This window comes from Streptomyces silvisoli (assembly GCF_029269905.1).
Lineage (GTDB): Bacteria > Actinomycetota > Actinomycetes > Streptomycetales > Streptomycetaceae > Streptantibioticus_A > Streptantibioticus_A silvisoli_A.
On record NZ_JARJBC010000006.1, the window covers coordinates 62,673 to 88,745 of the forward strand.

The 26,073-nt window shown below is 72.5% G+C and carries 22 protein-coding genes; 9 read left to right on the top strand and 13 right to left on the bottom strand.

Annotation, left to right across the window (positions count from 1 at the left end; translation table 11 throughout):
* The first annotated feature begins 16 nt into the window (after positions 1–16).
* Positions 17–730 carry a response regulator transcription factor gene (locus P3G67_RS11995; RefSeq protein WP_276093443.1) on the top strand — a complete coding sequence of 238 codons (714 nt, stop codon included), beginning with the start codon at positions 17–19 and terminating at the stop codon, positions 728–730.
* On the top strand, positions 723–2,075 hold the full coding sequence (locus tag P3G67_RS12000) for a sensor histidine kinase (protein ID WP_276093444.1): 1,353 nt from the start codon (positions 723–725) through the stop codon (positions 2,073–2,075). The genes P3G67_RS11995 and P3G67_RS12000 overlap by 8 nt, the downstream gene beginning before the upstream one ends.
* 63 nt (positions 2,076–2,138) lie before the next feature.
* Here P3G67_RS12000 and P3G67_RS12005 read toward each other — a convergent pair whose 3' ends face one another.
* The 5 genes from P3G67_RS12005 to P3G67_RS12025 form a co-directional block, all read right to left on the bottom strand.
* On the bottom strand, positions 2,139–3,272 hold the full coding sequence (locus P3G67_RS12005) for an XdhC family protein (protein ID WP_276093445.1): 1,134 nt from the start codon (positions 3,270–3,272) through the stop codon (positions 2,139–2,141).
* 13 nt (positions 3,273–3,285) lie between these two features.
* A complete protein-coding gene (locus tag P3G67_RS12010) occupies positions 3,286–4,746 on the bottom strand; it encodes an NCS2 family permease (RefSeq protein WP_276093446.1) in 1,461 nt (486 codons plus the stop codon).
* A gap of 182 nt (positions 4,747–4,928) precedes the next feature.
* A complete protein-coding gene (locus tag P3G67_RS12015; protein WP_276093447.1) occupies positions 4,929–7,310 on the bottom strand; it encodes a xanthine dehydrogenase family protein molybdopterin-binding subunit in 2,382 nt (793 codons plus the stop codon).
* 2 nt (positions 7,311–7,312) lie between these two features.
* On the bottom strand, positions 7,313–7,882 hold the full coding sequence (locus P3G67_RS12020; protein ID WP_276093448.1) for a (2Fe-2S)-binding protein: 570 nt from the start codon (positions 7,880–7,882) through the stop codon (positions 7,313–7,315).
* Positions 7,873–8,760, bottom strand: coding sequence for an FAD binding domain-containing protein (locus P3G67_RS12025; RefSeq protein WP_269856461.1), 888 nt, complete (start codon positions 8,758–8,760; stop codon positions 7,873–7,875). Before P3G67_RS12025 ends, P3G67_RS12020 begins: the two co-directional genes overlap by 10 nt.
* Positions 8,761–8,995: 235 nt before the next feature.
* Here P3G67_RS12025 and P3G67_RS12030 point away from each other — a divergent pair, with 235 nt between their 5' ends.
* A complete protein-coding gene (locus P3G67_RS12030) occupies positions 8,996–10,639 on the top strand; it encodes a PucR family transcriptional regulator (RefSeq protein ID WP_276093449.1) in 1,644 nt (547 codons plus the stop codon).
* Between the two features lie 139 nt (positions 10,640–10,778).
* Complete coding sequence (locus P3G67_RS12035; protein WP_269856661.1) at positions 10,779–11,504, top strand: hypothetical protein; 726 nt, start codon at positions 10,779–10,781, stop codon at positions 11,502–11,504.
* A 168-nt stretch (positions 11,505–11,672) separates the two neighbouring features.
* On the opposite strand, the gene P3G67_RS12040 is transcribed toward P3G67_RS12035, so the two are convergent.
* Positions 11,673–12,443, bottom strand: coding sequence for a GntR family transcriptional regulator (locus tag P3G67_RS12040; RefSeq protein ID WP_391858243.1), 771 nt, complete (start codon positions 12,441–12,443; stop codon positions 11,673–11,675).
* 225 nt (positions 12,444–12,668) lie between these two features.
* On the opposite strand from P3G67_RS12040, the gene P3G67_RS12045 reads away from it, so the two are divergent.
* Both P3G67_RS12045 and P3G67_RS12050 read left to right on the top strand, forming a co-directional pair.
* Complete coding sequence (locus P3G67_RS12045) at positions 12,669–13,496, top strand: (2Fe-2S)-binding protein (protein ID WP_276093451.1); 828 nt, start codon at positions 12,669–12,671, stop codon at positions 13,494–13,496.
* A 197-nt stretch (positions 13,497–13,693) separates the two neighbouring features.
* Positions 13,694–14,785: a DUF2637 domain-containing protein gene (locus tag P3G67_RS12050; RefSeq protein ID WP_276093452.1), complete on the top strand. Its 1,092-nt coding sequence runs from the start codon at positions 13,694–13,696 to the stop codon at positions 14,783–14,785.
* 129 nt (positions 14,786–14,914) lie between these two features.
* Here P3G67_RS12050 and P3G67_RS12055 read toward each other — a convergent pair whose 3' ends face one another.
* Positions 14,915–15,433, bottom strand: a complete 519-nt coding sequence (locus P3G67_RS12055; RefSeq protein ID WP_269856466.1) for an ATP-binding protein — start codon at positions 15,431–15,433, stop codon at positions 14,915–14,917.
* A 215-nt stretch (positions 15,434–15,648) separates the two neighbouring features.
* Here P3G67_RS12055 and P3G67_RS12060 point away from each other — a divergent pair, with 215 nt between their 5' ends.
* A complete protein-coding gene (locus P3G67_RS12060; protein ID WP_276093453.1) occupies positions 15,649–18,720 on the top strand; it encodes an alpha-mannosidase in 3,072 nt (1,023 codons plus the stop codon).
* Between the two features lie 93 nt (positions 18,721–18,813).
* On the opposite strand, the gene P3G67_RS12065 is transcribed toward P3G67_RS12060, so the two are convergent.
* The 4 genes from P3G67_RS12065 to P3G67_RS12080 all read right to left on the bottom strand — a co-directional run bounded on the left by P3G67_RS12065 (position 18,814) and on the right by P3G67_RS12080 (position 22,763).
* The gene (locus tag P3G67_RS12065) at positions 18,814–19,836 is read right to left on the bottom strand and encodes a protein phosphatase 2C domain-containing protein (RefSeq protein WP_276093454.1); all 1,023 of its coding nucleotides are present in this window, start codon (positions 19,834–19,836) and stop codon (positions 18,814–18,816) included.
* Between the two features lie 199 nt (positions 19,837–20,035).
* Positions 20,036–20,575 (bottom strand): hypothetical protein, encoded by a 540-nt coding sequence (locus tag P3G67_RS12070; RefSeq protein ID WP_276093455.1) that lies wholly within the window; start codon positions 20,573–20,575, stop codon positions 20,036–20,038.
* The gene (locus P3G67_RS12075) at positions 20,575–22,062 is read right to left on the bottom strand and encodes a sensor histidine kinase (RefSeq protein WP_276093456.1); all 1,488 of its coding nucleotides are present in this window, start codon (positions 22,060–22,062) and stop codon (positions 20,575–20,577) included. Before P3G67_RS12075 ends, P3G67_RS12070 begins: the two co-directional genes overlap by 1 nt.
* The gene (locus tag P3G67_RS12080) at positions 22,059–22,763 is read right to left on the bottom strand and encodes a response regulator transcription factor (RefSeq protein ID WP_276093457.1); all 705 of its coding nucleotides are present in this window, start codon (positions 22,761–22,763) and stop codon (positions 22,059–22,061) included. The genes P3G67_RS12075 and P3G67_RS12080 overlap by 4 nt, the downstream gene beginning before the upstream one ends.
* A gap of 121 nt (positions 22,764–22,884) precedes the next feature.
* On the opposite strand from P3G67_RS12080, the gene P3G67_RS12085 reads away from it, so the two are divergent.
* The gene (locus P3G67_RS12085) at positions 22,885–23,700 is read left to right on the top strand and encodes a polysaccharide deacetylase family protein (protein ID WP_276093458.1); all 816 of its coding nucleotides are present in this window, start codon (positions 22,885–22,887) and stop codon (positions 23,698–23,700) included.
* A 4-nt stretch (positions 23,701–23,704) separates the two neighbouring features.
* Here the strand turns inward: P3G67_RS12085 and P3G67_RS12090 are convergent, their stop codons facing one another.
* On the bottom strand, positions 23,705–24,193 hold the full coding sequence (locus P3G67_RS12090) for a methylated-DNA--[protein]-cysteine S-methyltransferase (RefSeq protein WP_276093459.1): 489 nt from the start codon (positions 24,191–24,193) through the stop codon (positions 23,705–23,707).
* Positions 24,190–25,641 (bottom strand): AlkA N-terminal domain-containing protein, encoded by a 1,452-nt coding sequence (locus tag P3G67_RS12095; protein ID WP_276093460.1) that lies wholly within the window; start codon positions 25,639–25,641, stop codon positions 24,190–24,192. The genes P3G67_RS12090 and P3G67_RS12095 overlap by 4 nt, the downstream gene beginning before the upstream one ends.
* Positions 25,642–25,845: 204 nt before the next feature.
* Here P3G67_RS12095 and P3G67_RS12100 point away from each other — a divergent pair, with 204 nt between their 5' ends.
* On the top strand, positions 25,846–25,995 hold the full coding sequence (locus P3G67_RS12100) for a hypothetical protein (RefSeq protein ID WP_276093461.1): 150 nt from the start codon (positions 25,846–25,848) through the stop codon (positions 25,993–25,995).
* Positions 25,996–26,073: the final 78 nt, after the last annotated feature.

A 26,073-nucleotide genomic window follows, 5' to 3' on the forward strand; every position in this document is an offset into this window, starting at 1 on the left:
AACCGCAGGAGGACCGATGCCGCAGGTGGCCGAGAGCGCGCTCGCGCTCGTCGTCGAGGACGACACGACCCTGGCCCAGGCCCTCACCACCGCGTTGGAAGTGCACGGCTACCAGGTGGTGGCGGTCGGTGACGGCCTGCTCGGCCTGGAGCGGATCCGTACCACCGCCCCCGATGTCGTACTGCTCGACGTGATGCTGCCGGGGCTCGACGGGCTGACCGTCTGCCGTCGGGTCCGCGCGGACGGGGACCGAACGCCGATCCTGATGCTCACCGCCCGCTCGGCGGTGGCCGACCGGATCGACGGGCTGGACGCGGGCGCGGACGACTACCTGCCCAAGCCGTTCGACCTGGACGAACTCATCGCGCGGGTCAGGGCGTTGCTGCGCCGCGCCAGGCCGGAGCCCGCCGCGGAGCTGCCGGACGAACTGGGCTTCGGCGACCTGGTGCTGGACACCCGCACCCGGCGCGCCCGGCGCGGTGGGCGGACCATCGACTTCACGCGCACCGAAGCGGCGCTGCTTGAGCTGCTGATGACCAACGCCGGACAGGTGCTGACCCGGGATGTGATCACCGACCGGGTGTGGGGATACGACTTCGGGCCGTCGTCCAACTCTCTTGAGGTGTACGTGGGATATCTGCGCCGCAAGCTGGAGGAGGGCGGCGAGCCGCGGATCGTCCATACCGTGCGCGGCGTCGGATATCTGCTGAGCGAGCGCCGCAGTGTCTGAGGCCCGGCGCGGGGAGCGGCGACATGCTCCGCTGCGGCTGAGGTTGGCGGTGGCCACCGCGCTGGCCGTCGCCGCGGTCGCGGCGGGGGTCTGCTGGGCGGCGTACATCGCCGTCGGGCAGCAGCTCGGCCGGGAGCTGAACCTCGGCCTGATCCGCGAGTCCAACCGGGTGGTGCCGCAGATACGGGCCGGGGCCGCGCCGCCGGGCGGTGAGTGCGCATGGCTCGGCTCCCCCGACTGCGTCCAGGTGATCCGCTCCGACGGCACGGTGACGCCCGCGCCCGCCTCCGATCCGTACGTACCGCCGGTGGTGCCCGGCGCGGTGGCGGTGGCCAGGGGCGAGCGCGGTGCGTACTTCTCCGACTCGGCCTTCCACGGTCTGCCGTTCCGCAGCTATCTCGCCCCGGCCGGGCCGGGCCGGGCGGTGCAGGTGTCGATGCGGACCGACTCGATCCAGCACAGTGAGCGGCGGATCGCGGTGGCGCTGGTGGTGATCGGCGCGGCGGGCGCGGTTCTCGCCGCGGTGCTCGGCTACGCGGTGGCCCGCACCGGGCTGCGTCCGGTGGCCCGGCTGACCAGGACCGCGGAGACCATCGCGGCCACCCGTGACCCGCGGCACCGCATCGAGGTGCCGGGGCGGGACGAGTTGTCGCGGTTGGCGGGCAGTTTCAACGTGATGCTGGGCGAGTTGGAGCAGGCGCTGGACGCCCGGCGGCAGATCGTCGCGGACGCCTCGCACGAACTGCGCACCCCGCTCACCGGGTTGCGCACCAACATCGCGCTGCTCTCGCACGAGCTGACGGGTGAGCAGCGGCAGCGGGTGAACGGTGCGCTGTCCGCGCAGATCACCGAGATGAGCGGGCTCGTTGACGATGTGATCGAACTGGCCCGGGGCGATGAGACGTCCGGTGAGCCGGAGGACGTACGGCTGGACGAGATCGTCGGGCACTGTGCCGCGGCGGCCCGCCGCCACTGGCCCGCGACGCCGTTCTCGGCGGAGCTGGAGCCGTGCGTGGTACGCGGGGTTCCGGCGCGGCTGGCGCGGGCGGTCACCAATCTGCTGGGCAACGCGGCCAAGTTCTCCCCGCCGGGAGCCGGGGTCGAAGTCCGGCTCGTGGACGGCGAGTTGACTGTCCGGGACCATGGCCCCGGATTTACCGAAGATGACCTTCCGTATGTCTTCGACCGCTTCTACCGGTCCCAGTCGGCACGCGGCCTGCCCGGCTCGGGCCTTGGCCTGGCCATCGTCCAGCAGGTGGCCCACGCGCACGGCACCACCGCCGAGGCGGGCAACGCCCCTGGCGGCGGGGCGGTGCTGCGGGTTCGGTTTCCGGTGTTGCGGTGAGTCCGGCACCACCGGGTCAGCCGAGTGGGGCCGCCACCGGCGCGGCGGGAGCCGTCCGCGGTCTCACGCCACCGAGTGGACGGTGCGGGGCACGTCGTGGTGGATGGGGGTGTGGGCGCCCGTCAGCGGTACGCCCGTGCCGCCCCTGCGGTGGGCGACGATCTCCGCGGCGATGGACAGCGCGGTCTCCTCGGGCGTACGGGCGCCCAGGTCCAGGCCGATGGGCGAGCACAGCCGGGCCAACTCCCGTTCGGTGACGCCCACTTCGCGCAGCCGGTCGAGCCGGTGCAGATGCGTACGGCGCGAGCCCATCGCGCCGACGTAGGCGACCGGCAGCCGCAACGCCCGTTGCAGCAGTGGTACGTCGAACTTGGCGTCGTGCGTCAGCACGCACATCACCGTGCGCTCGTCCAGCTCCTGCGAGTCCAGATAGCGGTGCGGCCAGTCCACCACGACCTCGTCGGCCTCCGGGAACCGTGCCTCGGTGGCGAACACCGGGCGGGCGTCGCAGACGGTCACCCGGTAGCCCAGGAACTTCCCCATCCGCACCACCGCCGCCGCGAAGTCGATCGCGCCGAACACCAGCATGCGCGGCGGCGGAACGCTGGATTCGATCAGCAGCGTCAGCGGCTCCCCGCAGCGGCTGCCGTCCGCCCCGACCTCCACCGTGGCGGTGCGCCCGGCATCCAGCAGCGCGGCGGTCTCGGCGCGCACGGTGCGGTCCAGTTCCGGATCGCCGAAGCCGCCCTGGTACGAGCCGTCCGGCGCCACCGCCATGGTGCCGCCGAGCAGTTCGGCGGGCCCCTTGACGATCCTGGCCACCGCCGCCGCCCGACCGGCGGCGGCGGTGGCCAGCGCCCCGGCCAGCTCGGGGCTGGCCGCCGGGTCCACCCGCTGGACGAAGATGTCGATCACTCCGCCGCAGGTCAGACCGACCGCGAAGGCGTCCTCGTCGGAGTACCCGAAGCGTTCGAGCACGGCCGCGTCGCCGTCCGCCAGCGCCTGCTGGCACAGCTCGTACACCGCTCCTTCGACACACCCGCCGGACACGCTGCCGATCACGGTGCCGTCAGCGTCCACGGCGAGCGCCGCGCCCGGCTGCCGGGGGGCGCTGCCACCGGTGGCGACCACCGTGGCGACCGCGAACGGGCGCCCGCGCTCGCACCAGCCCAGCAACTCCTCAGCTATGTCCAGCATGGTGTGTCACTCCTCAGTGGACGCCCAGCCACCCTTGGATGGGGTGAAGGGCGAAGTAGACGGTGAAGACGACCGACAGGGCCCACATGAAGGCGCCGGGTTCACGCCATTTGCCCTGCGCGGTCTTGATGACCGTGTACGCGATGACGCCCGCGCCGACACCCGCGGTGATCGAGTACGTGAACGGCATCAGCGCCACGGTCAGGAAGACCGGGATCGCCACCGAGCGGTCGCTCCAGTTCACATGCTTGGCATTACCCATCATCATCGACCCGACCACCACCAGCGCGGCGGCGGCCACCTGGCTGGGCACGATCTGGGCGAGCGGGGTGAAGAACAGCCCGGCGGCGAACAGCAGGCCGGTGACCACGCCGGCCAGGCCGGTCCTGGCCCCTTCGCCCACTCCGGTCGCCGACTCGACGAACACCGTCTGTCCCGAGCCGCCGACGAATCCGCCGACCATCCCACCTGCCCCGTCGATGAGCAACGCCTTGCTCAGCCCGGGCATCCGGCCCCTGGCGTCGGCCAGCCCGGCCTCCGTGCCAACCCCGATGATGGTCGCCATGGCGTCGAAGAACCCGGCCAGCACCAAGGTGAACACGATGATGCCGACGGTCATTCCGCCGATGTGGCCCCAGCCGCCGAACTCCACATGGCCGAGCAGGGAGAAGTCCGGCAGTGAGACGACCTTCCTGGGCAGCTCGGGCACCGCGTAGCCCCACGCCTTGGCCCCCAGGCCCGCCACCGCCTGCACGACCACCGCGATCACGGTGCCGGCCATGATGCCGATGAGGATCGCGCCGGGGACCTTCCTGGCCTGGAGGGCGAAGATCAGCAGCAGCGTCACGGCGAAGATCAGCACCGGCCAGCCGGTGAGATGCCCGCCGGCGCCCAGCGTCACCGGGGCGTCCGCGCTGCCGACGCCGACGAAGCCCGCGTGCACCAGGCCGATCAGCGCGATGAACATGCCGATGCCGATGGTGATCGCGTGCTTGAGCGGCAGCGGGATGGCGTTCATGATCATCTCGCGGAGTCCGGAGACCACCAGCAGGACGATCACCGCCCCGTAGATCACGCACATGCCCATCGCCTGCGGCCAGGTCATGTTGGGCACCACCTGGGTGGACATCACGCCCGAGACGCTCAGCCCGGCGGCGAGGGCGAGCGGGACCTTGCCGACGAAGCCCATCACCAGGGTGGTCACCGCGGCGCCCAGCGCGGTCGCGGTGACCAGCGGTGCCTGGCCGAGCCGGTGGCCGCTGATGTCCGCCCCGGACAGGATCAGCGGGTTGAGCAGCAGGATGTAGGCCATCGCCATGAAGGTCGTCAGACCTCCACGGACCTCTCGGGCCACGGTCGAGTTGCGATCGGAGATGTGGAAGTAGCGATCGAGCCACGAGCGGCCGGAGGGGATGCGCGAGCCGGAGCCCGCCTCCTCCGCGACCGTCGTCGGCTCGACTTGCGACTGGGTCATGAGTCCAACTCCCAAGGTTCACAGGGGCACCCGCGCCAGGCGCGGGATTTGGGAAGGTGCTTTGGCCTGCACGACCCGGGGGACGGCCCGAGACGAACGGGATCACTGCGCCGGTCGGCGGACCGGCCGGATCCGGGCGGTGGCGGGAGGGACGAGAACCGGCCACCGCCCGGAAGCTTCGGTCAGGTACCGGTGAGGTGTTCCGGGCGCACCGGCACCCGCTTGAGGGCCAGGCCGGTGGCCGCGCGGATGGCGGCGACCACGGCCGGGGTGGAGGACAGGGTGGGCGCCTCGCCGATGCCGCGCAGCCCGTACGGGGCGTGCTCGTCGGCGAGTTCGAGGACGTCCACCGGAATGGTGGGCGTGTCCAGGATGGTGGGGATCAGGTAGTCGGTGAAGGACGGGTTGCGGACCTTGGCCTCCGGCGAGACGACGATCTCCTCCATCACGGCCAGGCCCAGGCCCTGGGTGGTGCCGCCCTGGATCTGGCCGACCACGGACAGCGGGTTGAGCGCCTTTCCGACGTCCTGGGCGCACGCCAGCTCGACCACCTTGACCAGGCCGAGTTCGGTGTCCACCTCGACTACCGCGCGGTGGGCGGCGAACGAGTACTGGACGTGTCCGTTGCCCTGGCCGGTCCGCAGGTCGAACGGCTCGGTGGGACGGTGCCGCCACTCCAGCTCCAGGTCGATCGCCTCGCCTTCGAGGACGTCCACCAGATCGGCCAGCACCTCGCCGCCGTCGGTGACCACCTTGCCGCTCTCCAGCAGGAGTTCGGCGGTGGCCCAGGCCGGGTGGTACGAGCCGAACCGGGCGCGGCCCAGCTCCAGGACCTTCTCCCGTACCGCCTCGCAGGTGTGCTTGACCGCGCCGCCGGTGACGTAGGTCTGCCGGGACGCCGAGGTGGAGCCCGCCGAGCCGACCTGGGTGTCGGCCGGGTGGATGGTCACCTGGGTCACGCCGAGTTCGGTGCGGGCGATCTGGGCGTGCACCGTGACGCCGCCCTGTCCGACCTCGGCCATGGCGGTGTGCACGATGGCCACCGGCTCACCGTTGATCACCTCAAGCCGCACCCGCGCGGTGGAGTAGTCGTCGAAGCCCTCGGAGAAGCCGACGTTCTTGATGCCGACCGCGTAGCCGATACCGCGTACCACGCCCTCGCCGTGGGTGGTGTTGGACAGTCCGCCGGGCAGCGCCCGTACGTCCGCCGACTCGCCCGCGGTCTCCCACTGCTTCTCCGGCGGCAGCGGCATCGCCTTGACCCTGCGCAGCAGTTCCGCGACCGGGGCCGGGGAGTCCACCACCTGTCCGGTGGGCATCACGGTGCCCTGGGACATCGCGTTGAGCTGGCGGAACTCCACCGGGTCCAGGCCGAGTTCGGCGGCCAGCTTGTCCATCTGCGCCTCGTAGGCGAAGCACGCCTGCACCGCGCCGAAACCGCGCATCGCGCCGCAGGGCGGGTTGTTGGTGTAGAGCGCGACCGCCTCGATCTCCACGTCGTCGATCACGTAGGGGCCGACGGAGAGCGAGGAGGCGTTGCCGACCACCGCCGGGGAGGCCGAGGCGTAGGCGCCGCCGTCCAGCACGATCCGGCACTTCATGTGGGTGAGCTTGCCGTCCCTGGTGGCGCCGTGTTCGTACCAGAGCTTGGCCGGGTGCCGGTGGACATGCCCGAAGAAGGACTCGAAGCGGTTGTAGACGATCTTGACGGGCTTGTTCGTGCGCAGCGCCAGCAGGCAGGCGTGGATCTGCATCGACAGGTCCTCGCGTCCGCCGAAGGCACCGCCGACGCCGGACAGCGTCATCCGGACCTTCTCCGGCGGCAGGCCGAGCACCGGGGCTATCTGGCGCAGGTCGGAGTGCAGCCACTGGGTGGCGATGTACAGGTCGACCCCGCCGTCCTCGCCGGGCACCGCCAGCCCCGACTCGGGGCCGAGGAAGGCCTGGTCCTGCATGCCGACCTCGTACTCCCCGGAGACGATCACGTCGGCCCTGGCCCGGGCGGCGGCCACGTCGCCGCGGTGGATCGGCTGGCGGTGCACGATGTTCGGGTGCGGGACGTGCCCGGCGTGGTGGTCGTCCCGGCCGGGGTGCAGCAGCGGGGCGTCCTCGGCGAGCGCGCTCGCCTCGTCGTGCACGACGGGCAGCGGGACGTACTCGACCTTGATCTTGGCGGCGGCGCGGCGGGCGGTCTCCGGGTGGTCGGCGGCGACCAGCGCCACCGGCTCGCCGTGGTGCCGTACCCGGCCGTGCGCCAGCACCGGGGTGTCCTGGATCTCCAGGCCGTAGTTCTTCACGTCGGTGGGCAGGTCGTCGTACGTCAGCACGGCGTACACCCCGGCCTGGGCCAGCGCCTGCGAGGTGTCGATCGACTTGATCTCGGCGTGCGCGTGCGGGCTGCGCAGTGTGAAGCCCCACAGCATGTCCTCGTGCCACATGTCGGAGGAGTACGCGAACTCGCCGGTCACCTTCAGGGTGCCGTCCGGGCGCAGCGTGGACTCGCCGATGCCGCCCTTGGCCTTGCTGCCCTGGGTGATGTTGCTGGGAGTGCGGGTCGCGCCCATGGTCAGACCGCCTCTTCGCTCCGGGCCGCCGCGAGGCGGACCGCGTCCAGGATCTTCTCGTAGCCGGTGCAGCGGCACAGGTTGCCGGAGAGGGCCTCGCGGATGTCCTCGTCGGACGGGGAGGCGTTGCGCTCCAGCAGTTCGTCGGCGGCGACCAGCAGGCCCGGGGTGCAAAAGCCGCACTGCACGGCGCCCGCGTCGATGAACGCCCGCTGGATCGGCGCGAGCCGCTGCGCGGCGGTGCCCGCCTCGCCGGGCTTGGACTGCCAGCGCTTGGCCTCGTCCAGTGACGTACCCGAGGCGGATCCTCCCTCGTCGCGCTGCTTGGCGAAGTCGGCCAGCCCCTCAACGGTGACGACCTCGCGGTCCTGCGCCTGGCCCGCGGCCACCAGGCAGGCGCAGACCGGGACACCGTCCAGGCGGACCGTGCACGAGCCGCACTCGCCCTGCTCGCAGGCGTTCTTGGAGCCCGGCAGCCCCATGCGTTCGCGGAGCACGTACAGCAGGCTCTCGCCTTCCCAGACGTCGTCGGCCTCCTGCTTGCGGCCGTTGACGGTGAACGTCAGGCGCATCGTGCGCTCCTCTCGTTTCCGCGGAACTCCTCCCAGGTCCAACCCAGGGTGCGGCGGGCCATCACGCCCAGCGCGTGACGGCGGTACGCGGCCGAACCGCGCACGTCGTCAATGGGGTTGGCGGCGCCGGAGACCAGCTCCGCGAACTGGCGGGCGACGGCGGGCGGGATGATCTGGCCGCTGTCCCACAACCCGGCTTCCTCCAGTGCGGAGTTGAGGAACTCCTCGGCCGCGGTGGCCCGGATCGGGGTGGGCGCGGCCGAGCCGATGCCGGTGCGCACGGTGCGGGTCTCGGGGTGCAGGGCGACGCCGAAGGCGCACACCGCGATCACCATGGCGTTGCGGGTGCCGACCTTGGAGAACTGCTGCGGCCCGTCCGCCTTCCTGATGTGCACCGCGCGGATCAGCTCGTCCGCCTCAAGGCAGTTGCGCTTCACGCCGGTGTAGAACTCCTCGACCGGGATCATCCGGGTGCCGCGCACCGAGACCGCCTCGACCTCGGCACCGGCCGCGAGCAGCGCCGGATGCGAGTCTCCGGCCGGGGAGGCGGCGCCGAGGTTGCCTCCGACACTTCCGCGGTTGCGGATCTGCGGCGATCCGACGGTGTGCGCGGCCAGTGCGAGCCCGGGCAGTTCCGCACGCAGGCTCTCGATGATCCGGGTGTAGGGGACGCAGGCGCCGAGCCGTACCGTCTCCTCGCCCACCTCCCACTCCCGCAGCTCACCGATGCGGTTCAGGTCGAGGAGCGCTTCGGGTCGGCGGTGGTCGAAGTTGATCTCGACCATCACATCGGTGCCGCCCGCGATCGGCACAGCGGTGGGGTGCTCGGCCTTCGCGGCGAGCGCCTCCTCCCAACTGGCGGGGCGCAGGAAGTCCATGGGGGTCTCTTCTCGGATGTCGAAGGAGCCGGGTGGTGCACGGTCGCGAGGGGCTTGTTCATGTGGTGTTCACGTGTTGTGGCCCAGTACACAAAGAACCGACCGGTCGGGTGCAGTCACCGAAAACATGAAGCACTTGGCTGGCCGGACACCGGACCTTGTAGATTCCTCTGAAAGGCGAGGTCCCACCACCTCGCGGGATTACAAGAGCGTCATTCAAGACAAGGCGAGAACGATGCGGCTGCGCACACTGCTGGACACCGAGGCGCTGGGCCTGCGGCTGCTCGGCGGCGAGGACGAGCTGGACCGTACGGTCCGCGGCGTGATGACCACCGACCTGCGGGATCCCAGCCGCTATCTGTCCGGCGGCGAGCTGGTGCTGACCGGCCTGGCCTGGCTGCGCGGCTCCGAGGACTGCGAGCCGTTCGTGCGCCGACTGGCGGCCGCCGGAGTGGCCGCGCTGGCCGCGGGCGAGGCCGAGGTCGGCGGGGTGCCGCAGGAGCTGGTGGCGGCCTGCGCACGGCACCGGCTGCCGCTGTTCGCGGTGCACGAGCGGGTGGCGTTCGCGACCATCACCGAGCATGTGGTGCGGCAGGTCTCCACCGAGCGCGCCGGGGATCTGGCGGCCGTGGTGGACCGGCACCGCAGGCTGATGTCGGCCGGTCCGGCGGGCGGCGGGCCGGACGCGGTGCTCGACCTGCTCGTCACCGACCTGGACCTGCGCGCCTGGGTGCTCTCCTCCACCGGCCGGCGCATCGCGGGCTCGGCGCCACAGCTGCCGGACCAGATCCGCGCCGAAGTGGCCGGAGAACATCTTGCGGCGTCCAGGACCGGGCGTCCCGCACCGCACCGGGTACAGGTCGCCGGGCGGGTCTTTTCGGTCTTCCCGATCAGGGGCGCCGAGACGGACCCGCGCGCCACGGTGCTGTCCGACTGGATGCTGGCGGTCGAGGCGGACGCGGGCGACTGGCCCGGCGAGCGGCTTGACCTGCTGCACGGGGTGACCCAGCTGATCGCCGTCGAGCGGGACCGGCAGGACGCGGCGGGGGCGGTACGCCGCCGCCTGGCGCACGAGGTGCTGGAACTGGTGCAGACCGGCGCGCCGCCCGCCGAGGTGGCGGCCCGGTTGCGGGTGGCCGCGCCGGTGCTGCTGCCCGGTGCGGGCGCGGCACCGCACTGGCAGGTGGTGGTGGCCCGGGTGGACTGGGAGGGCGGCGAGCTGCCCGGCGGCCCGGTGGCCCAGGCGCTGCTGGAGGAGATCCTGGTCGACCCGGCCTCGGCGGGCACCGACCCGGCCGACCGGATCGCCGTGGCGCACAGCGACGAGGAGGCGATGGCGTTGCTGCCGCTGCCCGCCGCGGGTCCGGAGGAGCCGGAGCCCGTGGGGCTGCGCGCGGACGGGCTGCTGCGCACGGTGGCAGCGCCGCTGGCGCGCGGCCTGGACGGCGACGGCCGGCTGACGATCGGGGTGAGCGCCTCCGTCCACTCGGCCGAGGGGCTGCGCGGCGCCCTCGAGGAGGCCCGGCACGCCCGCAGGGTGGCCGCCGCCCGGCCCGGCCGGGTGTGCGTGGCGGGACACGAGGAGCTGGCCTCGCACGTGCTGCTGCTGCCGTTCGTGCCGGACGACGTGCGGCGCGCCTTCACCGCACGGCTGCTGGACCCGCTGCGCGCCTACGACCGGCGGCACCGGGCCGAACTCATCCCCACCCTGGAGGCGTTCTTGGAGTGCGACGGGTCCTGGACCCGCTGCGCGGCCCGGCTACACCTGCATGTCAACACCCTGCGCTACCGCATCGGCAGGATCGAGCAGTTGACCAGCCGCGACCTGTCCCGGCTGGAGGACAAGGTGGACTTCTTCCTTGCGCTGCGCATGAGTTGAGCCGGTAAGGCATACGGGGGACACCGCCGACGTCCCTCTTGCTGGGCGCCGTGTGCCGTGCTGAACTTCGCGTACCGACGGCGCGCGGGAGGGGACTGTGGCAGACGCCTCCAAGGCGGAGACGCACAAGACCGACGGCATCGCGCACGGCGGTCCCCCGGATCCGCCCGCGGTGTGGCGGCTGCGGTCGCGCGGCCGCTGGGCGCAGGCGGCGGCACTGCTGGACGGCGACGGCTCACCGCACTCCGCGCTGCGCCGGGCGGCGCTGCTGATCGAACGGTGCGTGTTCACCGGCGACGGATGGGCCGAGGCGGAGGACGCGCTGCGTACCGCGGAGGCGCTGGCCGGTACCGACGAGGAGCGCGGGCGCGCGGCCTGCGAGCGGGGTCAACTGGCCTACACGGCCACGATGTTCGGGGTGCGGGACCGGTCCGACGAGGCCCGCTCCGCACTGGGCCGCAGCGCCGCGCTGCTGGCGCCGGGGGCGGCGGACCGGGCGCTGCTGGACTTCCGGCGCGGAATGCTCGCGGAGAACCTCACCGGCGACCCGGCGGGCGCGCGGCTCGCCTTCCGGCGCGCGCACGCGGGCGCCACCGCGCACGGTGACCGTCTGCTGGCCTCCTCGACATGGCGCCATCTGGCCGGACTGGCCCTGCAGGACGGGGAGTTGGCCGAGGCGCGCTATGGATTCGCGGAATGCCTGCGGATCCGCGAGGAGCTGGACTTTCTGATCGGCACACCGCCCGCGATGGTTTCCCTGGCGCAGGTGGAGTCCGAGCCGGAATCCACCCGCCTGCGCAAGGAGGCGTCCCGCGTCTTCCACCTCCTCGGCGACCTCCCGATCTGGCTTCGCGACACGCTGTAGGTCTTTCGGGCAGAGCCGACTCGGCGGCTCGCCGCGATTTCCCTCGCTCGCGGGCGTGCGGGCTCGCCCCCGAGAAGCCCCGCCGCGACGGCGAGCGGGCACGACGGCGGAGTCCGGCGGTGCCGAGCCGACCGGAACCGGCCATGAACAGGAGCCGCGCCGGAGGCGTTACGCGAAGTGGCCGCGGACCACGGATTCGGCCGCCGGGATGTCGCCCTCGACGAGGGCGTCCAGCAGGGTCACGTGCTCCAGGGCGTCAGCCATGAGTTCCACGGTATGCGCCCACTGGGCGCGCCTGTGCAACTGGTCGGCGACGACCACGAGTTGGGAGTTCCCGGCGAACCCGAGCACCGCGCCGTGGAAGGCGCGGTCCGCCTCCGCGTAGGCCGCCCGGTCGCCGTCCGCCGCGGCGGCCACCGCCGCCTGGGCGAGCGGCCGAAGCGAGTCCCACCGCTCGCCGGGCACACCGCGCGCCAACCGCAGCATCACCGGCACTTCGAGCAGTGCCCGCACCTCGGCCAGCTCGGCCCGGTCCCGCGCGGTGCGCTCGGCCACCCGGAAGCCGCGGTTCTGGACGACCTCCACAGCCCCTTCCCTGGCCAGTTGCTGCATCGCCTCCCGCACGGGGGTGGCCGACACGTCGAACCGCTCGGCGAGTGCGGGCGCCGAGTAGACCACCCCGGGCCGCAGTTCGCCGGTCACCAGCGCGTCCCGCAGCCCCCGCAGCACCTGGTCGCGCAGCGACAACCGCTCCGGCAGACGGCGCGCCGGGCAGACCGGCCCCGGCTCGTCGTGCGGACGCGCACCACGCGCGCCGCCCAGCGGTTCGAGCCCGGTCTCCGACGGCGTCGCCGGCCGTCCCTGGCCCGGCACCCGTGCCGGCGCCCCGGCGCCGCGCGTGCGCGGCCGCGCGCCCTGGTCCACCGGGGCCTCCTCCATCTGCGTCGATCGATCGTCCAATGAGCCCGTTGACGTGTTGTCGCATGGCGTACCGACATTCATCCGTACGGGCGAATGCCCCCTATTTCACCACTCGACACCGGTGACGCACATCGGCGGCACGCCGGACGCGGTTCAGCTAAGGTAAGGCTTCCCTGCGTGGATCTCTGTAGCTGGTTCTCCGCCGCCGGACGTGTCCGGCCCGCTGGTCAGGACGGTTCGCCCATGCCCTCGGCCATGCTCCGCCGCGGCTCGCCGCTCACCGCGTCCTACGCGCGTCTCGCCGAGGTCCTCGCCGGGCTGCGGGTCACCGAGGAGCCGCCGCGCACCGGTGACGGCTGGCTCGGGGCACACCGACTGGCCGAGTGCGGCAGCACGCTGGATGAGTTCCTGGCCGGTGTGGGGACCGGGATCCTGCGGGAGTACGGCGCGCGGGCGCGTCCCCATGTGGTGGCGAGCCTGGCCTTCCACCGCTATGTCTGGCCCGCGTGCCTGCTGTTCACCGTGCCGTGGTTCCTGCACCGCAGGGTGCCCCGGGTGGGGTTGGCCGACGTGTCGTTCCACCGGACGGCCGGCTGGATGACCGTGCGCTCCGCCGCCCTGGTGTGCCTGCCGGACGATCCGGCGGCCGGATGGCCGGGCGCGGTGACCGTACCGGACGCGGCGGCGCTGCGGGGGGCTCTGCGCGGTGCGATCACCGAGCACGTCGGGCCGCTGCTCGACGCGTTCCGGGCGCGCACCCGGCGCGGGCCGCACGCGCTGTGGGGAATGGTCTGCGACGAGATCACCGAGGGCCTCTGGCATGTCGCCCGGCAGCTCGGCGAGGAGGACCGCGCGGTCGCCGAGTTGGACGCGCTGCTGCCCGGCGGCACTCCCCCGTACCCCGGTGGAGCCGGATTCCGGACGCTGGCGCGCAGGCACACCCGGGACCGGCTGACCTGCTGCCTGTTCTACACGCTGCGCCCCGAGGACCCCTGCGTCACCTGCCCGCGCACCTGCGACGCGCAGCGGATCGAACGCACCGGAGCGAAAGCGGAACGGCAAGCGAAATGATGGCGCGTCACCTGATAGGGTGCGGCCGATTGCCTCAACTCACCTAACTCCGTTCGGTAGTTCGAGCCTTCGCACACCGCCTCCCGGAAACACCCGCTCGTTGGCGTTCTCTTGTCCCGAAACCGCCTCGGGAACGCGGGTCATTCGCCAGGATGGCGCGCAGCGCGAACACAAGCGAAACAAGGGAACCACCACAGATGAGACTTACGGACATATCGCTGGATTGGACGCTGTCGGGCGCCGTAGGACTGGCGATTCTGGCGGCCACGGGGACGGTGGTGGTGCGCGGTCGCCGGGCCAAGGCGGCGCAAGGTGAGCAACTGGACTCCTGGGAGCGCGGGGAGGAGCGGCGGCGGCAGAAGGAGGCGATGTACGGCAGCGCCTCGTATGTGCTGCTGTTCTGCTGCGCCGCGGTCGCGGCGGCGCTGTCGTTCCACGGCCTGGTCGGCTTCGGGCGGCAGAACCTGAGCCTGGACGGCGGCTGGGAGTACCTGGTGCCGTTCGGCCTGGACGGCGCGGCCATGTTCTGCTCGGTGCTCGCGGTGCGCGAGGCCAGCCACGGTGACGCGGCGCTCGGCTCACGCATGCTGGTGTGGACGTTCGCGGCGGCCTCCGCCTGGTTCAACTGGGTGCACGCGCCGCGCGGTCTGGGCCACGCCGGGGCGCCGGAGTTCTTCGCCGGGATGTCGCTGTCGGCCGCCGTGCTGTTCGACCGGGCGCTGAAGCAGACCCGCAGGGCCGCGCTGCGCGAGCAGGGGCTGGTGCCGCGTCCGCTGCCGCAGATCCGTATGGTGCGCTGGATGCGCGCACCACGTGAGACCTACCGCGCCTGGTCGCTGATGCTGCTGGAGAACGTCCGAACTCTGGACGAGGCGGTCGAGGAGGTCCGCGACGACCGCCGGGAGAAGGAGCGCAACCGCAGGCGCCGCCGCGACCACGACCGGCTGGAGCGCGCCCGCATCAAGGCGATCGCCCGCCAGCACCGGGGCTGGGGGCAGCATCGCGGTGGCCGCCAGGTGGAGCTCGCCCCGGCCGCCCAGGGCGCCACCGCGCCCGACACCGGTACCGGGGCCACGGGCGGTACGCCCGCCGCCCAGGTCGAGCTTGCGGAGCCCGTCATAGCCGAGGCGGCAGAGCTACCCGTACGCCCCCGCCCGGCGCTGCAGCCCGTCACCGGTGAATCCGGCCCCGCCGTTGTCGATCTGACCGCCGAGGACGACACCCAGGCGCTGCCGCGGCTGGACTCGCTGGAGGCCAAACTCAAGGACCTTGAACGGCAGTTCGGCTGAGTCCGCACCGCCGAAATCGGTTCCGGCAAACCCCGGGCCGCCCCGCCTCGCGCGGGACACGGTCCGCAGAAACCGTTCCCCTAAGCCCGGTCCCCGTGCCAACCCGGCGCGGGGACCGTCGCGTTCGGCTCAGGCGGACGCCGCCGCCAGCTCGAACCACACCGTCTTGCCCAGCCGCTGCACCCGTACCCCCCAGGCGTCGGCGAGCTCCTTGACCAGCAGCAGCCCGCGCCCGGACGGCGTGTGGTCGGTGGCCTGACGGGGCTTCGGGCGCCGTGCGCTGAAGTCACGCACCTCGACCCGCAACCGGCCCTCGGCACCACCGGTGAGCCTCGCGGTGAACACCGCCCCCTGATCCGTGTGCACCAGCGCGTTGGTCACCAGCTCGCTGGTCAGCAGCTCGGCCGTGTCGACCAGGCCGGGCACCTCCCAGCGGCGTAACTGGTCCCGCAGCAGTGCGCGCACCTCCCCTACGGCGGGCAGGTCGGCGCGCCGTAGCTGACGGCGCAACTCCCGCCGGTGTGTGTTGCGTTGGGGCGTCCGGGCGCCGCGTACCGCGTGCTTTCCCCGGGATATCCGAGACCCCCGTGATCCATGGGACACCACATTGCCGTCCCGTGCCACCCGTTCCCCCGACAGTCGGTCCATTGATTCCGCTCCGGCCCCCGTCACGTGTCCCCCTTCGAACGTGCGTCGCCGAATGCATTCCCAACCGGCCGCGGTCCACTCCCCGAACCGGGATGTCTTGTCGGACCCCTTGGGGGTCGCCTCGCCGGTACGGGGAATGGTCCCCTGGGAATGGTGTGCGATGGCGGACGGCTTTCGGCGGTGGCCGACGGCTTGGCGCAGCGGGAGGAGCCGCGATGCACGACGATCGCTTGCTGGTGGAGGGGCGTCTGGAACGGGCGCTCGCCCAGTTCATCAAAGACGCGGTGTATTCGGCGCGCACCCCGATGACGGTGCGCGCCTGGCACGTCCGGGGCGAGCCGGTGCCCGTGGAGGAGGCGCTGAAGGCCGCCTACGAGCCGTTCTCGCCGGGCACGGAATGGGGCGCTCCGTGGTCCACCAGCTGGTTCCGTATCGAGGGCACCGTGCCGCAGGAGTGGGCGGGGCGCCGGGTGGAGGCGCTGCTCGATCCGGGCTTCACGGGGGTGCATCCGGGCTTCCAGGCGGAGGGGCTGGTCTACGACTGGGAGGGCGTGCCGATCAAGGGCGTCCATCCGCGCAACCGGCAGGTGCCGGTGGGCTCCCCGGTGGCGGGCGGCGAGCCGGTGCGGCTGCTGCTGGAGGCGGCGGCGAACCCACAGGTGCTGCGGGACTTCCGGCCGACCCGGCTGGGCGACATCACCACCGCCGGGGACGCGCCGCTGTACCGGTTCGGGTCCGCGGAACTGGCGGTGCTGGACGAGAACGTGTGGCATCTGGTCTTCGACATCGAGGTGCTGTCGGAGCTGATGCACGAGCTGCCCATGGACGATCCGCGCCGCCACGAGATCCTGCGCGCCCTGGAAAGCGCGCTGGACGCGCTCGACCTGCACGACGTCGCCGGTACCGCGGTGGCCGCCCGGGCCGAGCTGGCCGAGGTGCTGGCCCGTCCCGCACACGCCAGCGCCCACCGGCTCACCGCGACCGGTCATGCGCACATCGACTCCGCATGGCTGTGGCCGCTGCGCGAGACGGTGCGCAAGGCGTCCCGCACCTTCGCCAATGTCACCGATCTCGCCCGGGAATACCCGGAGTTGGTGTTCTCCTGCTCCCAGGCACAGCAGTACGCGTGGGTGAAGGAGAACCAGCCGCACATCTGGGAGCGCATCAAGAAGGCCGTGGCAAGCGGCAACTGGGCCCCGGTGGGGTCCATGTGGGTGGAATCGGACGCCAACATGCCCGGCGGTGAGGCGCTGGCCCGGCAGATCACCCATGGAAAACGGTTCTTCCGCGAGGAACTCGGCGTGGACACCCAGGAGATCTGGCTTCCGGACTCCTTCGGGTACACCGCCGCCTTTCCGCAACTCGCCAGGCTCGCCGGGGTCCGCTGGTTCCTCACCCAGAAGATGTCCTGGAACCAGTCCAACAAGATGCCGCACCACACCTTCTGGTGGGAGGGAATCGACGGCACCCGGGTGTTCACCCATTTCCCGCCGGTCGACACCTACAACTGCGAGATGCGCGCCTCGGAACTCGCACACGCGGTACGGAACTTCGCCGAGAAGGGACTGGCGACCCATTCGCTGGTGCCCTTCGGCTACGGGGACGGGGGCGGCGGGCCGACCCGCGAAATGCTGGAGAAGGCGCGGCGGCTGCGTTCTCTGGAGGGGTCACCGCGGGTGGCCGTCGACCGGCCGTCGGCGTTCTTCACCGCGGCCGAGGCGGAATACGGTGAGCGGGCGCCGGTGTGGTCCGGCGAGATGTACCTGGAACTGCACCGCGCCACGTACACCACCCAGGCCAAGACCAAGCAGGGCAACCGGCGCAGTGAACACCTGCTGCGCGAGGCGGAGTTGTGGGCGGCCACCGCCGCGCTGCGGGTACCGGGGTACGCCTATCCGTACGACGACCTGGACCGGATCTGGAAGACGGTGCTGCTGCACCAGTTCCACGACATCCTGCCGGGCAGCTCCATCGCCTGGGTGCACCGGGAGGCCCGGGACACCTACGAGCGGGTGCGCGCCGAGCTGGAGCGGATCATCGGCGGTGCGGTCGCGGCGCTGGGCGGCACCGCCGCGGGCGGCGAGACGGTGCTGCTCAACGCCGCGCCCTACCCGCGCGCAGAGGCCGTGACGCTGCGCGACGGTCGCACCGTGTGGGCCGAGGTGCCCGCGCTGGGGGCGGCCGGGGCGGCCGAACCGCCGCGCGGGGTACGGGTGGAGGCGCACGCCGATCCCGGCGGGCATGTGCTGGAGAACGACCTGCTGCGGGTGGCCGTCGACTCCGACGGCCTGCTCAACTCGGTGTACGACAAGGTGGCGGACCGCGAGGTACTCGCGCCCGGCAGCCGGGGCAACCTGCTCCAGATCCACCCGGACCACCCCAACAAGTGGGACGCCTGGGACATCGACCGGCACTACCGGCGCAAGCACACCGACCTGGTGACCGCCGAGTCGGTGACGCTCACCGAGTCGGGGCCGCTGCGCGCGGTGGTGCGTGTGGTACGGGAGTTCGGGAGCTCGCGAGTGGTGCAGGACATCGCGCTCCAGGCGGGCAGCAGGCGGCTGGACATCACCACCGAGGTCGACTGGCACGAGTCGGAGAAGGTGCTCAAGGCCGCGTTCGCGCTCGACGTGCACGCCGAACGGGCCGCGTCCGAGATCCAGTTCGGACACGTGTACCGGCCGACGCACACCAACACCAGTTGGGACGCGGCCCGGTTCGAGACCTGTGCGCACCGCTGGACGCACGTGGCCGAGCCGGGCTACGGCGTGGCGGTGCTCAACGACTCGACGTACGGCCATGACACCAGCCGCGGTTCCGGTGTGGCCGGGACGGTCACCACGGTCCGGCTGACGCTGCTGCGGGCGCCGCACAGCCCGGATCCGGAGACCGACCAGGGCACGCACCGGTTCCGCTACGCGCTGCTGCCCGGGGCGGGGATCGGCGATGCGGTGGCCGAAGGGCTGGCGCTCAACCTGCCGTTGCGTCCGGCGGCCAGCAGTGCGCCGGTGGACCCGCTGGTCGCGGTGGACGATCCGGCGGTCACCGTCGAGTCGGTCAAACTGGCCGACGACCGCTCCGGGGACGTGGTGGTCCGGCTCTACGAGTCGCGTGGCGGACGGGCGCGCGCCACACTGTCCGCGGGTTTCCCGGTGGCCCGGGCGGAGGTCACCGATCTCCTGGAGCAGCCACGGGAGCCCGCCGCCGCGGACGGTGACCGGATCGCACTGCGGCTGCGGCCGTTCCAGATCATGACCCTGCGGCTGAGGCCTTCCGACGGATCCTGAGTGCGGGCCGCCGCGGGTGCCCTGGTCGTCGCACGCCGTCGCGCCGGGTCCTCGCGGGGTCAAGCCCCCAACGCCCCTTTTCCGCAGGGAGGTTCAGCCCTCCCACACCGCGACGGCGGTGCGGTCGTCGGCGTAGCCCTTGACCCTGGTCGCGGTGTCGGCGAGGAACGCGGTGAGGCCGGGTGGTTCGTCCGCCCGGCCCCAGCGCCGTGCGAGGTGCTCGGACAACTCCGGTGTCTCGCGCAGCGGGTCGGCGAGCCCGGCGCTGCACAGCAGCAACGTATCTCCGCACTGTGCCACCGAGGCGCGGAACCGGAACCGGGTGCCGGCGTCCTCGGGTTCGGCGTCCGGGTCGAGGTCCTGCCACTGGCCGTCGCGCAGCCGGAACAGGCCGCCGGAGCCGAGACCGAAGAACACCCGGGTCCGGCAGTCGGGGTCCAGCGGCAGCAGCAGGCAGCGCAGCGACGCCACGAACTCGTGCGGCGCCACGGGGGATTCGCCGTCGGTGTGCGGCCTTCCGTAGGCCCGCGCGGTGAGGCGGCGCAGCCCCGCCTTGAGCGCGCCGCGCTGTCCCGACCGTATGTCCTCGGCGAGCCGGGGGATGTTGCGGCCCACCGCGCTGCCGAGGGCGTGGCAAGCGTCGTGGGCGGCGCGCGGCGCGTCGTCGGCGGCCCGGGTGCCGCCCGCGACGGCGAGGAACAGCAGTGCGTCGTCTCCGGTGCCGAACCGGGCGGTGAGCAGGGCGTCGGCGCGCGGTGCGCCACGGTAGCGCGCGGAGTCGCCGCGCCCGGAGACGGCACGCACCGTCAACCGCCCGTACCGCGCGCCGTCGAGCACGGTGTCGGGGAGCAGGTCGTCCAGTCGCTCGGGGTCGGCGCACGGCCAGGCGGTGGGCTCGGCGTCGTAGGTGGGCGGACGGTCCCCCACGTGGATGACCTCCGCCGATGGCCGTGGCGCGGGTACCGGCGGGCCCAGGAAGGCCCGCCGTACGGTGGCGAAGTGCTCGTCCAGCGAACCGTCCGGCGGTGCGCCGGGCAGGTCCGCTGTCCCTTCGTCGTCGTAGAGCCGCCGCCACCATGTGTCGTCGTGGTGGTGCCGCTCCCCCAGATGACTCATGTCCCTATTGTCCGCGGCAACACGGCTGCGGAAACGGTTCTCACCAGAACGCTACGCTTCGCCAGCCCCGTTCGAGGGCCCCGAACGGGGGTACGTTCGAATTTCGCGGTGCCGCCTGGCGGCAGTCGCCCGCGCTCCGGCGGGTCTTCCTTTCGACGAAGACCGAAGAGGCGTCGCGGACTTGCCCCCGACGCCGTCCCTACGGTGCCGTCGTCGCCGGGGCGGGGGTGGGTGGGGCGGAGGGGACCGCGCAGCGGAGGGGGCCCAGGGTGGTGTGGCCGCTGGTCACGCGGACGTCGATGTCGGCGGCGGTGCCGTCGCCCTCCTTGGCGGCGGCGTTGGCCGCCGTACACGTCAACTGGCTGACCGCGTTCGGGGTGAGCCGGGTGACGTCGGTGGACATCACGATCCGCACCTGCTGGTTGCCGGTGACGACCTTGGCCACGCCGATCGGCGGCGCCAGTTCCGTGGTCATACCGCGGGCGGTCTCCGCGCTGTTGGGGCCGCCGAGCAGCAGGTCCAGCGTCTCCTGGGGGCCGACCGGGCCGGACGCGGGCCGGGTCACCGACTGCAGGCCGGTCGGCGAGACGAAGTACAGCCGCACCGTGGCCTGCGGATGGACGCCCGTCGCCGGAATCCCGGCCTCGACGACACCGGTGGGCTGGATGCCGCACCCCGCGAGCGCGCCGAGCGCCACGGCTCCCGACGCGGCGGCCGTCAACCGCCGGTTAACCGCCATCACTGTTCCTCACCGTCCTGGGGGCATGGTTGGTCCGCGTGCGGGTCCCGGGCGCGCAGCGGCAGGTCCACGGTGAACACCGCGCCGCCCTCCGGCCGGTTGGCGGCGCGCAGTTCGCCGCCGTGCAGCCGTACGTTCTCCTCGGCGATGGCCAGACCGAGCCCGCTGCCCTCGGACCGGGCGCGGGCCGCGTCGGCCTTGTAGAACCGCTCGAAGATGTGCGGCAGCACCTCGTCCGGTATGCCGGGACCGTTGTCGGCGACCTCGATCAGCAGGCGCCCTCCCCCGGCCGCAAGCCGGATCCCTACCGGTGCGCCGCCGTGCCGCAGTGCGTTGCCGACCAGGTTGGCGACGACCACGTCGATCCGCCGGGGGTCGAGCAACGCCCTTACCCGGCCCGCGAGTTGGGTTTCCACCTGGTCCTGCCAACCGCGCGCCTGCAGGGACTTGCGCACCGTCTCCGCCGCGTCCACCTCGTCGAGGTGCAAGGCGGCGGCCCCGGCGTCGAACCGGGAGACCTCCATCAGGTCCTCCACCATCCGCACCAGCTTCGCCGTCTCCGCGCTCACCAGCCGTACCGCCGCCGCGGTGTCCGGGTCGAGCGCCGCCGCGTCCTCGTCCAGTACGTCGGTGACCGCGGTCATCGCGGCCAGCGGGGTGCGCAGTTCATGGGAGACGTCGGAGGCGAAGCGCCGGGCGGTGGCCTCCAGGCGGCGCAACTCGATCACGTTCTCCTCCAGCGTCGCCGCCATGTGGTTGAACGTGCGGGAGAGGTCGGCGAGTTCGTCGCCGCCGCGCACGTCGAGCCGGGTGTCGAGGCGGCCCGCCGCGATGTCCCCGGCGGCCTTGCGCAGCCTGCGCACCGGCCGCAGCACGCCCTGCGCGGCGAGCAGCGCGGGCACCAGGGACAGCGCGAGGGCGGGCACCGCGCCGCGCTCCGCGGCCTTGATCAGCGCGCCGGTGTTGGCCTGTTCGGCGGTGAGCGGCAGTTCCGCGTAGACGGCCAGGCCGGACTGGGCGCGCAGGGTGCCCGCGTACGACACCGGCATGCCGATCGCCAGCCACGGGCGGCCGTCCTTCATCACCCGCTGGAAGACCGGAACTCCCTTGCCGGCCACCGCCTCGCGCAGTTCGGGGGTGATGGCGGTGCCGGTGTTGGCCGGGCGCTGCGGCAGCAGCGGGCCGTTCTGGAAACTGGCGTACGCCTGCCAGTTCTGCGCCTGACCGCCGCCGTCGAGCTGGTAGGCGAAGTGCTGGAGGTCGCCGGCGCTGGGCGGGAAGGGCACGTCGGGCGCGAGCGAGTTGACCTGCGAGCGCAGCGCGTTGATCGCGGTGTCCTGGCTGCGCTGCAAGATGGCCTTCCTGGCCTCCTGGAAGGTGAGCGCCGCGGTGGTCAGCGCACTGACCGCGGCGACCAGCAGGAACGCCACGGCGAGCCGCGCGCGCAGGCCGCGCGCGGCCGACCAGCGGATCCGGGGCCGTCTCACAGCGGCCCGAAGCGGTAGCCGAAGCCGCGCAGGGTCTGGATGTACTTCGGGGAGCGCGGGTTGTCCTCCACCTTCGCGCGCAGCCGCATCACACAGGCGTCCACCAGCCGGGAGTCGCCGTGGTAGCTGTGCTCCCAGACGCTCTCCAGCAGTTGCTGGCGGCTGAAGACCTGGCCGGGCGCGGCGGACAGGTACAGCAGCAGCTTCATCTCGGACGGCGGCAGCGCGAGGTCCTCGCCGTCCTTGGTGACGATCAGCCCGACGCGGTCGATGCTCAGGTCCCCGTAGGTCTCGACGGACGGGGGCATCAGCAGTCCGCCCGCCTCGTCGCCGTCGGCGGGGGCGGTGCGGCGCAGTACGGCGCGTATCCGCGCCTCCAGCACCTCGCCGCGGGCGGGCTTGACGATGTAGTCGTCGGCCCCGGCCTCCAGTCCGAGGACCACGTCCATGTCGTCGCCGCGTGCCGTGAGCATGATGATCGGTAGCTGCCGGGTGGCGCGGATGCGCCGGCACACCTCGAAGCCGGAGGCGCCGGGCAGCATCAGGTCGAGCAGCACCAGGTCGGGCCGGAACGTCTCCAGCACGGCCAGCCCGGCCTCACCGGTCGCCGCCGCCTCGATCTCATGGCCACGACGGCGCAGGGCAAGGGTGACCCCGTGCCGCACCGCGGGGTCATCTTCGATCAAAAGCACTCGCGACATGCGTCAAGTATCGACGGGTTTTATGAGCAAACGGTCACAAGCGGATCCATCGCCGCGCTTCGCTCGTCTCCCCACAGGAATTCGCGAACGGAACACCGTAAGTGCAGAAGGGCCGGGGATCATGGTGCGGCAGGCAGTTCGGTCAGCCAACAGGCGTGTGGTGGCGGCAGCGGTGGCGGCTCTGGCCGGGGCGGGACTGCTGGCCGGCTGGTGGAGCGCCCAGGCGGGCGAGCCCACCGGCCCGGCGCCCAAGCCCGTCCGGTCCTCCGCCTCCGCTCCGGCGCCGATCACCGGCCAGACCTCCAGCCCGGACCCCGCACTGCCCGCGCCCAAGGTCAACATGGACATCGCGCACGCCAGCGAGAGCGGCGGCAAGGCGGTCAACATCACCATCGACGACGGCCCCGACCCGACCTGGACCCCCAGGATCCTCAAGGTGCTCAAGGACAACGGCGTCAAGGCGACCTTCTGCATGATCGGCCCGCAGGCCGCGGCCCATCCCGATCTGGTCAAGGAAGTGGTGGCGGACGGCCACCGGCTGTGCGACCACTCGGTCTCGCACAACACGGCGATGGACCACAAGTCCGACGACTACCAGAAGCAGCAGATCCTGGACGCCGCCCAGGACATCGAGAAGGCCTCCGGCGGGGTCAAGCCGATGTACTACCGGGCACCGGGCGGCGCCTTCACCCCGTACAGCAGGCAGATCGCCGCCGCCAACGGGATGCGGCCGCTGGGCTGGAACGTGGACAGCAAGGACTTCGAGAAGCCGGGCACCGGCACCATCGTGCGCACGGTGCTGGGCGAGCTGGGGAACGGCCCGACGATCCTCTTCCACGACGGCGGCGGCAACCGCGCGCAGACAGTAGCCGCGTTGGAGCGGCTACTGCCGCAGCTCAAGCAGGAGGGGTACGGGTTCGGCTTCCCGGTCCGCTAGGCGCTCACAGCACGCCCTCCAGGGTGAGCAGCGCGCGCTTGCGGTCCAGGCCGCCGGCGTAGCCGGTGAGGGAGCCGTCGGAGCCGATCACGCGGTGGCATGGGCGGATGATCATCAGCGGGTTGGCGCCCACGGCGCCTCCGATCGCCCGGACCGCCCCGGGCGAGCCCGCCCTGGCGGACAGCTCGCGGTAGGTGACGGTGCTGCCGTACGGGATGGTGTCCAGCGCCGCCCACACCCGCTCGCGGAACGCGGTGCCGCGCGGCGCGAGGGGCAGGTCGAAGTCCCGCAACTCCCCCGCGAAGTAGGCCTTCAGCTGCCGCTCCGCCTCGACGAACGGAGTCGGGTCGTACCGCCACCGAGGCTGCACCGCCACCTCACCGCGCTGTCCCCGTACGGTGACGGAGGTCAACACGAAGGCGCGGTCCGGGGTTTCCTCGCCGACGAGGGTCAACTCGCCGAGGGGGCTGCCGGTCGTGGTGTAGACGGTCATGGTGTTTCGATCCTGTTCTTGTGGGGGGTCGCGGCCCACAGGTGCCGTAGCGCGTACGACCGCCAGGGGCGCCAGGCGTTCGCGACCCGCTGGGTGGCGTTCGGGGTGGGCAGGAAGACGTCCGGATCGCCGAGTGCGCGCATCCGGATGTATCCGGCCGTCCACTCGTCGACACCGGGCAGCGCGAGCAGTGCGCGGTGCGCCCGTTCGCGGTCCGCCCCGGGGTCGAGGCAGAGCGTGCCGTCGGCCAGCGCGGCCGCCAGCGCGGGCACCGGCTTCGGCAGCTCGGCCTGGTCGGCCGCGGCGAGGGTACGGGCGGCCGGGAAGAGGTGGGTGAGCCCGCCGTCGGGCCCGCCGGGCAACGGCTCACCGTACCCGGCCACCAGCGCGGAGGTGCGCTCAGGCCGGGCGTCGAGCACGGCGCACACCGCCAGTTCGTGCGGGTCCGCCGCCCCCGGCGACCGCAGCCCGGGCGCTCTCCGCAGCAGTGGGGCCAGCAGCGGATCGGCGCCCAGGGTCGCGGCGACCGCCTCCGGGTCGGCGTCGAGGTCGAACAGACGGCGCATCCGCTGCACGGCGGTGGTCAGGTCCCGCAGATCGGCCAGCCGCAGTCGGCACTCCAGCCAGCGGCCGTCGCCGTCCTTCGCGCCGGGCTCGTCGACCTCCGCGATCCCCACGCCGTACGGCAGCCGCAGGGTGCGGCGGTAGGTGCGCGCGCCGGGCTCGCCGGTGACCTCCTCGACGCCGGGTACCGCCTGTCGGGCGAGCAGGGCGAAGACGGTCGGGTCGTACGGTCCGCGGTGTGCGAGCCGCAGCGGCACCCCGGCGGCGGGCACCGCGGGGGCGCCGGGCGCCGCACCGGGCGGCCGAGCGGCCGCGGCGCGCTGGCCGCGGGTCACGGCGCGCAGCTGGGTGGGCGTGCGGGCGTAGATCTCCCGCATCGAGTCGTTGAACTGCCGTACGCTCGCGAACCCGGCCGCGAAGGCGACCTGGGTCACCGGCAGGTCGGTGGTCTGCAGCAGCACCCGCGCGGCCTGCGCGCGCTGGGCGCGGGCCAGCGCCACCGGTCCGGCGCCGACCTCGGCGGTGAGCTGCCGGTGCACCTGGCGGGCGCTGTAGCCGAGCCGGGCGGCCAGTCCCGCGACGCCGTCCCGGTCCACGATTCCGTCCCGGATCAGCCGCATCGCCCTGCCGACCAGGTCCGCCCTGACGTCCCACTCCGGCGAGCCGGGTACCGCGTCCGGACGGCAGCGGCGGCAGGCGCGGTAGCCGGCGCCCTGCGCGGCGGCGGCCGTCGGATAGAAGGTGACGTTCTCCTGCTTGGGGGTCACCGCGGGGCAGCTCGGGCGGCAGTAGATGCCGGTGGTGCGTACGGCGGTGAAGAACACCCCGTCGAACCGGCTGTCCCGGCTGCGTACCGCTTGGTATCCGGTCTCCACGTCGATCACATGACCCAGTCTGCGGCACCGCGGGCACCTCGACTGGCGGAAATCGGACGTCGCCGTCCGGCGGCGGACCTGACGGACTCCACCGCAGACGACGGCCGGGAACAGACTCGCGACGGAGAACGGGTGTGAAATCGCGGTGCGGGGGAAAGTCACGAGCACGCAGAAACCGTGAAGCTCGCGTGAAGCCAGGGCCAACTGCCAGCCATGATCCACCCGTTGGAGGAACGCATGGTGTACAGCGTCGTACTCGGCATCGTGATCGTCGCACTCGGCGTGGGCAGCGTGGTCTACACGTTCTGGCACGAGGGCAGCCCCCTCACAGCCCGTCGCCGCCGCCACAACGGCGCGGGCTGAGGGGATCCGGGGCCTGGCGGCCGCGGGCGCCACTGGTCACACGACCGCCGCGTCCCACGGCACCCCGCCGGGCGTGAC